A 13,490-nucleotide genomic window follows, 5' to 3' on the forward strand; every position below is an offset into this window, starting at 1 on the left:
ATAGCCAAACGGCGAAATTTGTGGAACCGTTGCGGCGAGAAATAACCGCGTGGGGCGAAGGCATGGTGACGGACGAGGCGCGGGCGAAACTTGCCGCAATTCCGATGCTGGCCGGCTATACCGGGCCGCTGGATCGGCTCGGCGGCCTCACCAACCTGGTCTTCAAGGCCGGTGCGTTCTGCCTGCGCATTCCCGGCAAGGGCACGGAAGAGTATATCAACCGCGCCAATGAGGCGGTGGCGGCGCGCGAGGCAGCCAAGGCAGGCGTCAGCCCCGAGGTGCTGCATGTCGACCCCGGCACCGGTGTGATGGTGACGCGCTTCATCGCCGGCGCCGAGACGATGTCGCCGGAGAAATTCAAGGCCCGGCCGGGCAGTCCGGCGCGTGCCGGCGAGGCTTTCCGCAAGCTGCATGCTTCGGGCGCCGTGTTCCCGTTCCGCTTCGAACTGTTTGCGATGATCGACGACTATCTCAAGGTGCTGTCGACCAAGAATGTCGCGCTGCCCGCCGGCTATCACGATGTGGTGCGCGAGGCCGAGACCGTGCGATCGGCGCTTGCCGCGCATCCGCTCCCCGTCGTCGCCTGCCACTGCGATCCGCTGTGCGAGAACTTTCTCGATACCGGAGAGCGGATGTGGATCGTCGACTGGGAATATTCCGGGATGAACGACCCGCTCTGGGACCTCGGCGACCTCAGCGTGGAAGGCAGATTCGATGCCGCGCAGGACGAGGAGATGATGCGCGCCTATTTCGGCGGCGAGGAGACGCCGGCGGAGCGCGGCCGCGTCGTCATCTACAAGGCGATGTGCGACCTCTTGTGGACGCTTTGGGGCCTGATCCAGCTCGCCAACGACAACCCGGTCGACGATTTCCGCGCCTATGCCGACGGGCGGTTTGCCCGCTGCAAGGCATTGATGGAGACGCCGGAGTTTTCACGGCACCTGGCGGCAGTGCGTAGGGGCTAGTTCACGCCCTTCGGCACGTTTTCCGGCGGCACCGCGGTCTCGACCACTTTCTGGCGGTGGAAGATGAACAGGCCGGCGAGCACCACGATGCCGGAGCCGATCAGGATGCGCGGGCCGGGAACGTCGCCGAAGAACGCCAGCCCGAAGACCACCGCCCATAACAGCAGCGTGTAGTGCAGCGGCGCCAGCGTCGAGGCCGGCGCCAGCTTGAGCGCCCTGGTGATCATCAGATGCGCGCCGCAGGAGACGATGCCGAGCAGCAGCATGGCGCCGAAATCGAGCGCCGACGGTGTCTGCCAGGCGCCGATGGTCATGACGCCGCCGACCACCAGCGTGCCGATGGTCTGCCACGTCACCAGATTGGTGTCGCTGGTGCCGCGCAGCCGGCGGTTGAGGATGATGGCAAAGGCAAAGGCGATGCTGCCGACGAGCGCGAAGCCCGACGACAGCGAAAACGCCGCCGAAGACGGCTTCAGCATGATCAGCACGCCGAAGAAGCCGAGCAGGATCGCCGCCCAGCGGCGCCAGCCGACCTTTTCGCCCAGCAGGAAGTGCGACAGCGCCGCCACGTAGATCGGCCCGGCCATGTAGAAGCTCATGACATCGGCAAGCGGCAGATAGACGACGGCGGCGTAGAACAAGGCGGTGTCCAGCGTCGTCGCCACCACGCGCAGGATCTGCAGCCCCGGCCGCTCCATCTGGAACAGTCTGCCGGCGCCCTGGTTGGCGATCATCGGACCAAGCACGAAGAAGGCGCCGATCGACCGGATCAGCACCACCTGGCCAACGGAGAAGCTGGCGACCAGCCACTTGCCCATCGCATCGTTCAGCGCAAACAGGAAATCGCCGGCCAGCATCAGCAGAATGCCGGCCAGAAGCACGTTCCTGATCGTGGAATTTTGCGCCACGGGTTGCGTCATGCCGATCCCGATTCCTCCCTTTTCGTAACTGCGTCCTAGACGGAAGCGGCCACTTTGACGAGGAGAATCCGGGAAAGGGCGAGACCAGAACCGGGAATCGACTGGGCCTACCCGGCCTGATGCCTGCGGTTGACCGTTGCCGGCCGGCCGGGGATGGACAGCCTGGTGTCCTGCCTTGTCCTTTCCGCCACCACCTTGCCCCTGGCGATGACGCAAACGCGCTCGGCGCGCAGGCGCAGCGCCTCGATCGGGTTGCCCGCGTCGAGAATGACAAGGCTGGCGCGCTTGCCGACCGCCAGGCCGAGATGATCGAGCCCCATGATCGCAGCATTGACGCTGGTGACCATGTCGAAGCAGCGCGCCATGTCGGCCGGGCTCGACATCTGGGCCACATGCAGCCCCATGAAGGCGACGTCGAGCATGTCGGCGGTGCCGAGCGAATACCAGGGGTCGAGCACGCAATCCTGGCCCCAGCCGACGCGAATGCCCAGCGCCTGCATCTCCTTGACCCGGGTCAGGCCGCGGCGCTTCGGGAAGGTGTCGTGGCGGCCCTGCAGCATGATGTTGATCAGCGGGTTGGGAATGGCCGACACACCGGCCTCGGCAATCAGCGGCAGGAGCTTCGAGACATAGTAATTGTCCATCGAATGCATCGAGGTGAGGTGCGAGCCGGCCACCTTGCCCTGCAGGCCCAGGCGCTGCGTCTCATAGGCCAGCTGCTCGATGTGGCGCGACAGCGGGTCGTCGGTCTCGTCGCAATGCAAGTCGACCATCAGGCCGCGTTTTGCCGCGATCTCGCAGAGTTCGGTCACCGAGCGCGTGCCATCGGCCATGGTGCGTTCGAAATGCGGAATGCCGCCGACCACGTCGACGCCCATGTCCAGCGCACGAATGGTGTTTTGGCGTGCCGTCGGCGAGCGATAGAAGCCGTCCTGCGGAAAAGCCACCAATTGCAGATCTATGTAAGGGGCGATCGTCTTCTTGACGTCGAGCAGCGCCTCGACCGCCAGCAGCCGGTCGTCGCAGACATCGACATGGGTGCGGATGGCGAGCAGGCCCATCGACACCGCCCAGTCGCAATAGGCTAGCGCCCGGTCGCGCACCGCCTCATGTGTCAGCAGCGGCTTCAGTTCGCCCCAGAGCGAAATGCCTTCGAGCAGCGTGCCCGACGCGTTGATGCGCGGAATGCCATAGGAGAGCGTGGCGTCCATGTGGAAATGCGGGTCGACGAAGGGCGGCGACACCAGATTGCCATATGCAGCGATTGCCACACCGGCGGTGACATTCAGTTCGGGCTCGATTGCCGCGATTGTCTCACCGATGATGCCGATATCGGCGATGGTGCCGTCAGGCAGCGTTCCGCCGCGCACGATAAGGTCGAAATCCATCGTTCGTCGTCCCCTGAAGAATCACTTTGACATCGTGTCGCAAAAGGCACCATGCCGCAGCCGTTTCTTGCCGACCGTTGCGGACAGTTCCCTCCGGCGGCAACTCCCTCTATAAGCCGCCTTCGTCCTCCCGGCATCAAGGATCAGCCGTTGTTTCGTTTCTTTCGTTCGACGGAAAACCAGCGCCTCGTCGCGAGGCTGCTCAGGGAATCCTTCCGGCAGCACAGGGTCGGCTACGGCGCCGCCATCCTGTCGATGCTGGTGGTGGCCGGCATGACGGCTGCCAGCGCCTGGATCCTGCGCGAAATCACCAATGAATTCGTGATCGACAAACGGGTCGACCGCGTCAACATGATTGCCTTGGCGGTCGCCGGAATCTTCGTCGTCAAGGGCCTCGCCAATTTCGTGCAGGCCTATTTCATGAGCCGGGTCGGCAACGCCATCATCGCCGAGCGGCAGCGCAAGATCTACGACCGCATCCTGGCGCAAGGCATCGAATTCTACCATTCGACCTCTTCGTCCGACCTGATCACCCGCATGACCAACAATGCCCAGGCGGCGCGCAACGTGCTCGACCTCATCGTCACCTCCTATGTGCGCGATCTGGTGACCTTGGCTGCCCTGATTGGGGTAATGGTATGGCAGCAGCCGGCGCTGTCGCTGATCTGCTTCGTCGTCGGGCCAGTAGCCATCTATGGCGTCAACCGCATCCTGAAGAGTGTGCGCAAGTTCGCTGCCATGGAGTTCCGCTCGGTGGGCCAGATCGTACAGGTGATGCAGGAAACTGCGATCGGCGTGCGCGTGGTCAAGTCCTTCAACCTCGAAGGCCTGATGCGCAAGCGCATGTACAAGGCGGTTTCGGACGTCGAGGACAGGGCCAACAACATCGCCGCGCTGGAAGCGGTGACCAGCCCGGTGATGGAGACGCTGGCCGGGCTGGCGATCGCCGGTGCAGTCATGGTGAGCGGCATGCTGGTTCTGCAGGGCGGCCAGATGCCCGGCAACATCATGGCCTTCATCGCGGCACTGCTGCTGGCCTATGAACCGGCAAAGCGGCTGGCCCGCGTGCGCATATCGCTGGAAAGCGGCATTGTCGGCGTGCGCATGATGTTCCAACTCGCCGACGAGCCGCTGACGTTGGCCGAAAAGCCGGATGCGAGACCGCTTCTGGCCGGACCGGGCGAGATCCGCTTCGATGCCGTCAGCTTCGCCTATCAGAATGGCCCGCCGGTGCTGGATCGGTTCGACCTCACCCTGGCGCCCGGCAAGATGACGGCCCTGGTCGGGCCTTCCGGCAGCGGCAAGTCGACGATCCTGAACCTGATCATGCGCATGTACGACCCGCAGGGCGGCAAGGTGCTGCTCGACGGCCAGGACATCTCCCACGCGACGCTCGCCTCGCTGCGGGAAAAGATCGCCTATGTCAGCCAGGATACGTTCCTGTTTGCCGGCACGATCATGCACAACATCCGGCTCGGGCGGCAGGACGCGACCGACGAAGAGGTGGTCGCCGCCGCCAGGGCGGCCAACGCGCATGACTTCATTATGGCGCAGGCGAAAGGCTATGAGACCGATGTCGGCGAGAATGGCGGCCTTTTGTCCGGCGGCCAGCGCCAGCGCATCTCGATCGCGCGCGCCATGCTGCGCAACGCCGAAATCCTGCTTCTGGACGAGGCAACCAGCGCGCTCGACGCCGAGTCAGAAGCCCTGTTCCGCGACGCGCTGCAGCAACTGACCGAAGGCCGCACGACGATCGTCATCGCGCACCGCCTGTCGACGGTTCACCAGGCCGATACGATCGTGGTGCTGGAAGGCGGCAAGGTGGTAGAGAGCGGCCCACACCGGACCTTGCTCAAGCAGGGCGGGCTGTATCAGAAGCTTTATGAATATCAGCTGATGCCGTGAGGCGCTTCTTCCTTCTCGCCTTGCGGGAGAAGGTGGCCTCGCGTAGCGAGGTCGGATGAGGGGTGCTTCAGCTTGGCGCCGCTGGCACTTCGTCACCCACCCCTCAACCGTCTCGGCGCTGCGCGCCGATCCACCTTCTCCCACAAGGGGAGAAGGAAGAACCACGCTACTCCGGCACGTGCCTCACCGCGCCTTTGTCGGCGCTGGTGGCGAAGGCGGCGTAGGCGCGCAAAGCGGTCGTCACCTTGCGCTTGCGCTTTTCCTCGGGCTTCCAGGCCAGGGCGCCTTTTGCCTCCATTGCAGCACGCCGGGCATCGAGCTCTTCATCGCTGACCGCCAGGCGGATGGTGCGGTTGGGGATATCGATCTCGATCGTGTCGCCCTCCTGCACCAGCCCGATCGTGCCGCCCTCCGCCGCTTCCGGCGAAGCATGGCCGATCGACAGGCCCGATGTGCCGCCGGAGAAGCGGCCGTCGGTGACCAGCGCGCAGGCCTTGCCGAGGCCTTTCGACTTCAGATAGCTGGTCGGGTAGAGCATTTCCTGCATGCCGGGGCCACCGCGCGGGCCTTCATAGCGGATGACGACGACATCGCCGGCCTTGATCTCGTTGGACAGGATCGCCTTGACCGAGGCATCCTGGCTTTCGAACACGCGGGCGGGCCCGGTGAATTTCAGGATCGATTCATCGACGCCGGCGGTCTTCACGATACAGCCGTCGAGTGCCAGATTGCCCTTCAGCACGGCAAGGCCGCCGTCCTTCGAGAATGGCGTCTCGGCCGAGCGGATGACGCCTTTCTCGCGATCGAGATCAAGGTCGTCCCAGCGGCGATCCTGGCTGAAGGCGACCTGCGTCGGCACGCCGCCGGGCGCTGCCAGGAAGAAATCGCGAACATTCTGGCTCGTCGTGCGGGAGATATCCCAATGGTCGAGCGCTTCGCCGAGGCTTGATGTGTGCACCGTCGGCAGGTCGCGGTTGATCAACCCGGCATTGTCGAGCTGGCCGAGGATCGCCATGATGCCGCCGGCGCGGTGAACGTCTTCCATGTGGACGTCGGACTTGGCCGGCGCCACCTTGCAGAGCACCGGAACCCGCCGCGACAGCCGGTCGATGTCCTCCATCGTAAAGTCGACCTCGCCCTCATGCGCGGCAGCCAATATATGCAGCACCGTGTTGGTCGAGCCGCCCATGGCGATGTCGAGCGTCATGGCGTTCTCGAAGGCGCCCTTGGAGGCGATGCTGCGCGGCAGTGCGGTCTCGTCGTCCTGTTCATAGTAGCGCTGGGCCAGATCGACGATGAGATGGCCGGCCTCGACGAACAGCCGCTTGCGGTCGGCATGCGTCGCCAGCGTCGAACCGTTGCCGGGCAGCGATAGGCCAAGCGCCTCGGTCAGGCAGTTCATCGAATTGGCGGTGAACATGCCCGAGCAGGAGCCGCAGGTCGGGCAGGCCGAGCGCTCGATGACCTTGACGTCCTCGTCGGAGATCTTGTCGTCGGCGGCCGCGACCATGGCGTCGACTAGGTCGAGCGCCTGCGTCTTGCCGGCCAGCACCACCTTGCCCGCCTCCATCGGCCCGCCGGAGACGAAGACCGTCGGGATGTTGAGGCGCAACGAGGCCATCAGCATGCCGGGGGTGATCTTGTCGCAATTGGAGATGCAGACCATGGCGTCGGCGCAGTGGGCGTTGACCATGTATTCGACGGAATCGGCGATCAGCTCGCGCGACGGCAGCGAATAGAGCATGCCGTCATGGCCCATGGCGATGCCATCATCGACGGCGATGGTGTTGAACTCCTTGGCGACGCCGCCGGCCTTCTCGATCTCGCGCGCGACCAATTGGCCAAGATCCTTCAAATGGACATGGCCCGGCACGAACTGGGTGAAGGAATTGACCACGGCGATGATCGGCTTGCCGAAATCACTGTCCTTCATGCCAGTGGCGCGCCAGAGGCCCCGGGCGCCGGCCATGTTGCGGCCATGGGTGGTGGTGCGGGAGCGATAGGCAGGCATGTTTTTTCCTTGGTGGCTGGCCGCAGCCGAAGAAGGGCGCGGCGGCGCTGAATTCGGATCGCAGGCGTTATAGACGCGCAAGTCCGGTCTGGCCACAATTTTGCTATGCGCCAGATTCCGCGAAAAACCGGATATCGCAAAAAATTTCAGGCCGCTGTCGGATCGCTCGGCGCGTGGCCGTCCTTGGGCAGACGGCAGGAATGGCACCATTCTCGGAGTCAGCCGTTTCCCTGTAACAGCAAAAGAGCAAACCGAGGAGCACGACATGCAAAAGATCACCACCTGCCTGTGGTTCGACGGCCAGGCCGAGGAGGCGATGAATTTCTATGTCTCCATTTTCAAGAATTCGAAGGTGCTGAGCGTGATGCGTTGGCCCGAAGGCCACGCCGATGAAGGCAAGGTGCTGGTGACCACGTTCGAACTCGACGGCGTGCCGTTTCAGGCGCTCAATGGCGGGCCGCAATTCAAGTTCAACGAGGCGATGTCACAGTCGATCGACTGCAAGACGCAGGAAGAGGTGGATTATTTCTGGGAGAAGCTCACCGAGGGCGGCGAGCCTGGCCCCTGCAGCTGGCTGAAAGACAAGTTCGGCGTCTCCTGGCAGGTCGTGCCGGAGCAGCTGCCGAAGCTGCTTCTGGATCCGGACCGGGCCAAGGCAGGCCGGGTGATGTCGGCGATGATGAAGATGGGCAAGATCGATATCGCGAAGATCGAAGCGGCTGCAAGGGGGTGAGTTGAGGCGCTGATCCTTCCCTTCTCCCCCTTGCGGGAGAAGGTGGATCGGCGCGATAGCGCCGAGCCGGATGAGGGGTGTTCCAGCGGAGTGAGGCGTCGGCGCTCCCTGGAACACCCCTCATCCGACCTCGCTTCGCGAGGCCACCTTCTCCCACAGGGGGAGAAGGAAAAGGCCCCGGCTCAAGCCGCCTTGTCGCGGACCTGGTAGTCCTTGATGGTGGCGAAGCGGATCGCTTTCCAGCGTTCGGCTTCGTAGTTCAGCGAGAAGACGTGCTGGGCCAAAAACACCGGGTCGTTGTCGAGGTCGCGGGCGATGTCGCCGCGATGCGCTTCGATGAAGCGGAGCGTCTCGGCCTTGTCGTCGGCCGAGATCCAGCGACACACTGAGAAGCGCGACATTTCGAATTCGACCGGCAGCGTGTATTCGAAGTTCAGCCGTTCCTTCAGCACGTCGAGCTGCAGCGCGCCGACGACGCCGACGATGGCCGGCGAGCCGTCCTCGGGTGAAAACAGCTGGACGACGCCCTCCTCGGCCATCTGGTGCAACGCTTCCTTGAGTTTCTTGGCCTTCATCGCATCGCCGAGACGCACACGACGCAGGATTTCGGGCGCGAAATTCGGCACGCCGCGAAACAGGATTTCCTCGCCCTCCGTCAACGTGTCGCCGATACGCAGCGTGCCGTGATTGGGAATGCCGACGACATCGCCGGCGAACGCTTCGTCGGCGGTGACGCGGGTGCGGGCAAAGAAGAACTGCGGCGCCGACAGGGACATCGGTTTGCCGGTGCGCACCAGCTTGGCCTTCATGCCGCGCTCGAGCTTGCCCGAGCAGACGCGCACGAAAGCGATGCGGTCACGGTGGTTGGGGTCCATGTTGGCCTGGATCTTGAAGACGAAGGAGGTCATCTTCTCCTCGGTCGCCTCGATCGTGCGGGTGTCCGCCTCCTGCGCGCGCGGCGGCGGGCCGAAGGCGCCGAGCGCCTCGATCAGGTCGCGAACGCCATAATTGCGCAGCGCCGAGCCGAAATAGACCGGCGTCAGATGGCCCTCGCGAAAGGCTTCTATATCAAGGGGTCGGCACGCTTCTCGCGCCAGTTCCAGTTCCTCGATGAAAGCCTCGCGCTCGTTCTCCGGCAGCAGGCCGGCGACGCGGTTGGAATCGGGACCATTAACGGGCGTGCGTTCCTTCTCGTCGTCGCCCTTGCGCACCGCGTTTAGCGCCAAATGGTAGGTGCCGGAAAATGTCTTGCCGCGGCCGATCGGCCAGGTGATGGGCGCGGTATCCAGCGCCAGCTTCTGCTCGATCTCGTCGAGGATTTCGAACGGGTCGCGGCTTTCGCGGTCCATCTTGTTGACGAAGGTGATGATCGGGATATCACGCAGCCGGCAGACCTCGAACAGCTTCAGCGTGCGCGGCTCGATGCCCTTGGCGGCGTCGATGACCATGACGGCCGAGTCGACCGCCGACAGCGTGCGATAGGTGTCGTCGGCGAAATCCTCGTGGCCGGGCGTGTCGAGCAGGTTGAAGACATTGTCCTCATACTCGAAGGTCATCACCGAGGTGACGACCGAAATGCCGCGCTCGCGCTCGATCTTCATCCAGTCGGACCGGGTCTGGATGCGGTCCTTCTTGGCCTTGACCTCGCCGGCAAGCTGGATGGCGCCGCCGAACAGCAGCAGCTTTTCGGTGAGCGTCGTCTTGCCGGCGTCCGGATGCGCGATGATCGCGAAGGTGCGGCGGCGCGATACCGCCTGTTCGATGTCTTCAGCCAATTTTTGGAATCCTGTCTGTGGCGCGGGCTTCTAGCAGCGCATTTCGGGCCTGTCGAACAGATTTGGCCGGATTGGCCTGCCGGTACTTGAGATAGGTTCGATGCGATGGCATCAGAAGACCTGTTCGACGGAGGTTCCGCATGGGCGCAGCCAAGCAAGTGATCGTCATCGGCGCCGGTATCATCGGTGCTTCCATTGCCTGGCACCTGACCCGGGCCGGGGCGCGGGTGACAGTCATCGCCGCCGACAGTGCCGCAGGTGGGGTCGCCACGCCGAACTCCTTTGCCTGGATCAATGCCACATGGGGCAATCCGGAGCCCTATTTCCGGCTGCGCACCCGCGCCATGGCCGAATGGTCGCGGCTGGCGCGGGACCTGCCCGGCCTGCCGCTCAGCTGGTGCGGCGGCCTGTGCTGGGATTTGTCGGCGACCGACATGGAAACCTATACCGCGCAGCATTCGGCCTGGGGCTATGGCATCGAGCGCGTCGACCGCGCCGGCGCGGCACGTATAGAGCCCAATCTCATCGAACTTCCGGACGTCGCTTTGCATGTCGCCGAAGAGGGCGTTGCCGAGCCGGTCGCGGCAACGAAGGCGCTGTTGGCCGATGCCGAACGACGCGGCGCGCGGATCATCTCCAGCACGGTGACGGCGCTGGTCCAGACAGGCGGCAGGATTTCGGGCGTCGACACATCGCATGGGCTGCTTGCCACCGACGAGGTGGTGATCGCGGCCGGCGTCGGCTCGGCGGATATTGCCGCCACCGCCGGCATAAATCTGCCGCTCGAGACGCCACCCGGCCTGATCGTCCACTCGCGGCCCCACGAGAAGCTGCTGAACGGACTGGTGCTGGCCGAGCGGCTGCATATGCGCCAGACGGCCGAGGGCCGTATCATCGCCGGTTCCGATTTCAGCGGCGCCGACCCCGGCATGGATGCGCAGGTCACCGCCAGCGAACTGTTCGCGATCCTGAAAGCCAGCCTGCGCGGCGGAGACGGGCTGACGCTCGATTTCCACACGGTCGGCTACCGGCCGACGCCGATCGACGGTTTTCCGATCATCGGCCGCGCCGAGGGCATGGACGGTGTCTATGTCAGCGTCATGCATTCCGGCATCACGCTGGCGCCGGCCGTCGGCCTGTTTGCCGCTCGGGAAATCCTCGACGGCGAGCGCGACCCGCTGCTGGCGCCTTACGGATTGGCTCGCTTCGCTCAATAGCCTGGCGGGCGGCTGAAGCCACCGGTCAACGGCGTCATTGCCCTGGCGATGCCGAGCAGACGAGCTTCCGACCAGCGCCTGCCGACCAGTTGCAGGCCGATCGGCAGGCCGTCGCTGTTCTGTCCGCAGGGCATCGAAAGCGCCGGGTGGCCGCTGTAGTTGAAAACAGCACCATAGGCCGGCAGCATCCAATAGCTTTGGTCCTTGCCGTCGACTTTGATCGGCGTGCCAGGCTCGCAATGTGAAAAGGCCGTGGTCATGGCGACCGGGCAGAGCAGCGCATCATGTTTTTCAAGGAACTGATCCCAGGCGAGAATCGATCTGTCACGGCGGGCGAGCGCCTCGAACCAGCGCGAGACGGGTGCCGGCTCGTCCGGCGGCTCGGGCTGCGCGGCCTCCATCATCATGCCGATCAACGCGCCGCCTTGCGCGAGATCGTCATGCAAATCCAGTTTTGGAAGGTTCGCTTTCTCGACGGTCGCGCCGGCCGACTGCAACTGCCTTGCTATATTTTCAACAGCAGCACCGATAGCGTCGGTCACCGGGAAGCCCGGAAAGGTCGGTGCAAAAGCGATACGCAATGTCTTGAGTTCGAGCTTCGGCATGTCCTCGACCGGCACCGGCGCCAGATCGGTGTCGCGCCCGTCCGATCCGGCAATGATGCGATAGATCAAGGACAAATCGTCCACGCTGCGCGCCAGCGGCCCGACGCAGGACATCAACCGGACGCTGCGCGCGGCATCGCCCGGATTGGGAAAGGCACCGGCCAACGAGACGCGATGCTCCGTTGGTTTCAAGCCGTAGACGCCGCAAAAGGCGGCTGGGAGACGGATCGAATCCTGCATGTCGGTACCGACATCGAACGGCGTCATGCCAGCCGCGATCGCCGCTGCCGCGCCGCCGCTGGAGCCGCCAGAGGTGCGCTCAAGGTTCCAAGGATTGCTTGTGCGGCCGAACAGCGGATTGTTCGACTGCCAATCGGACAGCATACTGGCGACGTTGGTCTTGGCCATCAGCACGCCGCCGGCCGCCTTCAGCCTGGCCGCGACCGGCCCGTCTTCTTTCGCCACATAGTCGGCGAAGGGCGGAAAGCCGACCGTTGTTTTCATGCCTGCTGTCTCGTGCATGTCCTTCAGGGTGAAGGGAACGCCATGCAGCGGACCGAGCGCTTCGCCGCGCACCAGCGCTGCGTCCGCCTTTTTGGCGCGTTCGCGCGCGCCTTCCCTGTCGAGCGAGACGACCGCGTTGACCGCCTCGTTATGACTGTCGATCTGCGTCAGATGGGCGTCGAGTGCCTCGACGGCGGAGATTTTGCGCGCGGCGATTGCCATGGCGAGATCGACGGTTGAGGAGAAGGCAATGTCCATGAGGAATGCTCCGGCTTAGCCGCACTCGCCTTTAAGATGGCGGATCGAGGCACGGCTTCAAGCGGAGTTGAGCATTCGAGGATCGGCTGTGCTTGATTGGAATTGCGCCGGTCAAGGCCAATCGGATTTAGTCGACGATCTCGCTTCATTTCGGCTGCGAAATGTTCCTGCCGGTCATCGACGGGGCCGTGACCTTCGTTATGGTTCCACCTCGCCAGCCAATCACGATTGGGCATTCGGCCGGCAGCACTCGGGGGGAGCCGCGATCCTCGGGCTCTCCCTAAATAGCTCGAAGCGATATCCCGTTGCGGATCATCGATCCCCTGCGTCGACAAGCACCCGCGTCGACAAGCAATTGGCTTACTGGAAATTGAAATACAGCGCCGGCGGGTATTGCTGCCCTTCGGTGGCCGTCGCGGTTGCCCCCGCGGCCGACCTGATTCCGCCTGTCGACGTGTCGTCCAGGGGCGGCCGGGTCGCCTGCGCCGTGGCGGCATTGTCTTGCGTCACCGCAACTTTCTTCTTGGCCTCCGCCGCTTGCGACAAGACAAGCAGCACGAGCAGTGCGGACAGAACGAGTTTCATGACAGGTTTTCCTCTCTGGCTACAAAGCGCGCGCATTTCCTGGATAGACTCATGCGTCGCGCCCAAGTTCCTCTTTATGGAGTCATCAACTCCACCTCGCCGCTGTGCGCGGCTTGGCCGCCTCACTGCCTGAATCCGGACTCGTCGAGCAGGGCGACCTGCTTGCCGTCGATATAGAAGCGAATGGCGTGCGCCTCGTTATCGACGTCGATGCGGGTCGGCTTGGCGGCCACCACCGCCGTTGCGCCCTTGAGATATCTCGAGTGAAAGTCGCCAGCCGGCGCGTATCGAAACAGCAGCACCAGTGCGATGCAGCCTGCGGTTAATACGATGAATGTCAGTCTGGAAGAGGCGTTTGCGGTCATCCGGTCATTCCTTCAATTCGAGGTGGCATTACGGTTCGGTTGCTACCGGGCCTCTCAGCCTGGTTTCGCCGTTGCTCGATGGGAGCGTGTCACAGCTCTTCGAAGGAAAGGGGAATGACCTCTCCGGCGCACGTTCAGAACGTTCGCTGACAGTATGCCCCTTGCCCTTCGCGAGCTTAGCGCCGGCCCACAAGCCGGGAAGGCGGCACGCGCGGAATGCCGTGGAATTCTCTGGAATTCCTCTTATATTAGCAGATTG

11 protein-coding genes are annotated in these 13,490 nt (G+C 63.8%); 4 read left to right on the forward strand and 7 right to left on the reverse strand.

All coding sequences use genetic code 11. The features are described 5' to 3' along the window. Positions 1-62: 62 nt before the first annotated feature. Positions 63-965 carry a phosphotransferase family protein gene (locus tag FJ978_RS03750; protein WP_140570356.1) on the forward strand — a complete coding sequence of 301 codons (903 nt, stop codon included), beginning with the start codon at positions 63-65 and terminating at the stop codon, positions 963-965. Here FJ978_RS03750 and FJ978_RS03755 read toward each other — a convergent pair. Next, positions 962-1,885 (reverse strand): DMT family transporter, encoded by a 924-nt coding sequence (locus FJ978_RS03755; protein WP_140570358.1) that lies wholly within the window; start codon positions 1,883-1,885, stop codon positions 962-964. The two genes, FJ978_RS03750 and FJ978_RS03755, sit on opposite strands and share 4 nt — an antisense overlap. A gap of 107 nt (positions 1,886-1,992) precedes the next feature. Next, complete coding sequence (locus FJ978_RS03760) at positions 1,993-3,273, reverse strand: amidohydrolase family protein (RefSeq protein ID WP_140570360.1); 1,281 nt, start codon at positions 3,271-3,273, stop codon at positions 1,993-1,995. A gap of 150 nt (positions 3,274-3,423) precedes the next feature. Here FJ978_RS03760 and FJ978_RS03765 point away from each other — a divergent pair, with 150 nt between their 5' ends. Beyond that, entirely contained in the window at positions 3,424-5,178 is a 1,755-nt protein-coding gene (locus tag FJ978_RS03765) for an ABC transporter ATP-binding protein (protein ID WP_140570362.1), read from the forward strand. A gap of 166 nt (positions 5,179-5,344) precedes the next feature. Here the strand turns inward: FJ978_RS03765 and ilvD are convergent, their stop codons facing one another. After that, a complete protein-coding gene (ilvD, locus tag FJ978_RS03770; RefSeq protein WP_140570364.1) occupies positions 5,345-7,189 on the reverse strand; it encodes a dihydroxy-acid dehydratase in 1,845 nt (614 codons plus the stop codon). A 265-nt stretch (positions 7,190-7,454) separates the two neighbouring features. Between ilvD and FJ978_RS03775 the strand changes: the two genes are divergently transcribed. After that, positions 7,455-7,922, forward strand: coding sequence for a VOC family protein (locus tag FJ978_RS03775; protein WP_140570366.1), 468 nt, complete (start codon positions 7,455-7,457; stop codon positions 7,920-7,922). 182 nt (positions 7,923-8,104) lie between these two features. Here FJ978_RS03775 and FJ978_RS03780 read toward each other — a convergent pair whose 3' ends face one another. Beyond that, positions 8,105-9,697, reverse strand: a complete 1,593-nt coding sequence (locus FJ978_RS03780; RefSeq protein ID WP_140570368.1) for a peptide chain release factor 3 — start codon at positions 9,695-9,697, stop codon at positions 8,105-8,107. Positions 9,698-9,837: 140 nt separating this feature from the next. Between FJ978_RS03780 and FJ978_RS03785 the strand changes: the two genes are divergently transcribed. Further along, a complete protein-coding gene (locus FJ978_RS03785; protein ID WP_140570370.1) occupies positions 9,838-10,914 on the forward strand; it encodes an FAD-binding oxidoreductase in 1,077 nt (358 codons plus the stop codon). Here the strand turns inward: FJ978_RS03785 and FJ978_RS03790 are convergent. From FJ978_RS03790 to FJ978_RS03800, 3 genes are all read right to left on the reverse strand, one after another. Then, a complete protein-coding gene (locus FJ978_RS03790) occupies positions 10,908-12,281 on the reverse strand; it encodes an amidase (RefSeq protein ID WP_140570372.1) in 1,374 nt (457 codons plus the stop codon). The two genes, FJ978_RS03785 and FJ978_RS03790, sit on opposite strands and share 7 nt — an antisense overlap. Before the next feature lie 360 nt (positions 12,282-12,641). Then, complete coding sequence (locus FJ978_RS03795; protein ID WP_140570374.1) at positions 12,642-12,866, reverse strand: hypothetical protein; 225 nt, start codon at positions 12,864-12,866, stop codon at positions 12,642-12,644. Between the two features lie 122 nt (positions 12,867-12,988). Then, on the reverse strand, positions 12,989-13,231 hold the full coding sequence (locus FJ978_RS03800) for a hypothetical protein (RefSeq protein WP_140570376.1): 243 nt from the start codon (positions 13,229-13,231) through the stop codon (positions 12,989-12,991). Between the last annotated feature and the right edge of the window lie 259 nt (positions 13,232-13,490).

It is taken from the genome of Mesorhizobium sp. B1-1-7, from assembly GCF_006442705.1.
Lineage (GTDB): Bacteria > Pseudomonadota > Alphaproteobacteria > Rhizobiales > Rhizobiaceae > Mesorhizobium > Mesorhizobium opportunistum.

Bases quoted from the DNA above. Each gene is read 5' to 3' on its own strand.
- FJ978_RS03760 (WP_140570360.1), bottom strand. From the start codon at position 3,273: ATGGATTTCGACCTTATCGTGCGCGGCGGAACGCTGCCTGACGGCACC.
- FJ978_RS03790 (WP_140570372.1), bottom strand. From the start codon at position 12,281: ATGGACATTGCCTTCTCCTCAACCGTCGATCTCGCCATGGCAATCGCC.
- FJ978_RS03795 (WP_140570374.1), bottom strand. From the start codon at position 12,866: ATGAAACTCGTTCTGTCCGCACTGCTCGTGCTGCTTGTCTTGTCGCAA.
- ilvD (WP_140570364.1), bottom strand. From the start codon at position 7,189: ATGCCTGCCTATCGCTCCCGCACCACCACCCATGGCCGCAACATGGCC.
- FJ978_RS03755 (WP_140570358.1), bottom strand. From the start codon at position 1,885: ATGACGCAACCCGTGGCGCAAAATTCCACGATCAGGAACGTGCTTCTG.
- FJ978_RS03800 (WP_140570376.1), bottom strand. From the start codon at position 13,231: ATGACCGCAAACGCCTCTTCCAGACTGACATTCATCGTATTAACCGCA.
- FJ978_RS03750 (WP_140570356.1), top strand. From the start codon at position 63: ATGGTGACGGACGAGGCGCGGGCGAAACTTGCCGCAATTCCGATGCTG.
- FJ978_RS03785 (WP_140570370.1), top strand. From the start codon at position 9,838: ATGGGCGCAGCCAAGCAAGTGATCGTCATCGGCGCCGGTATCATCGGT.
- FJ978_RS03775 (WP_140570366.1), top strand. From the start codon at position 7,455: ATGCAAAAGATCACCACCTGCCTGTGGTTCGACGGCCAGGCCGAGGAG.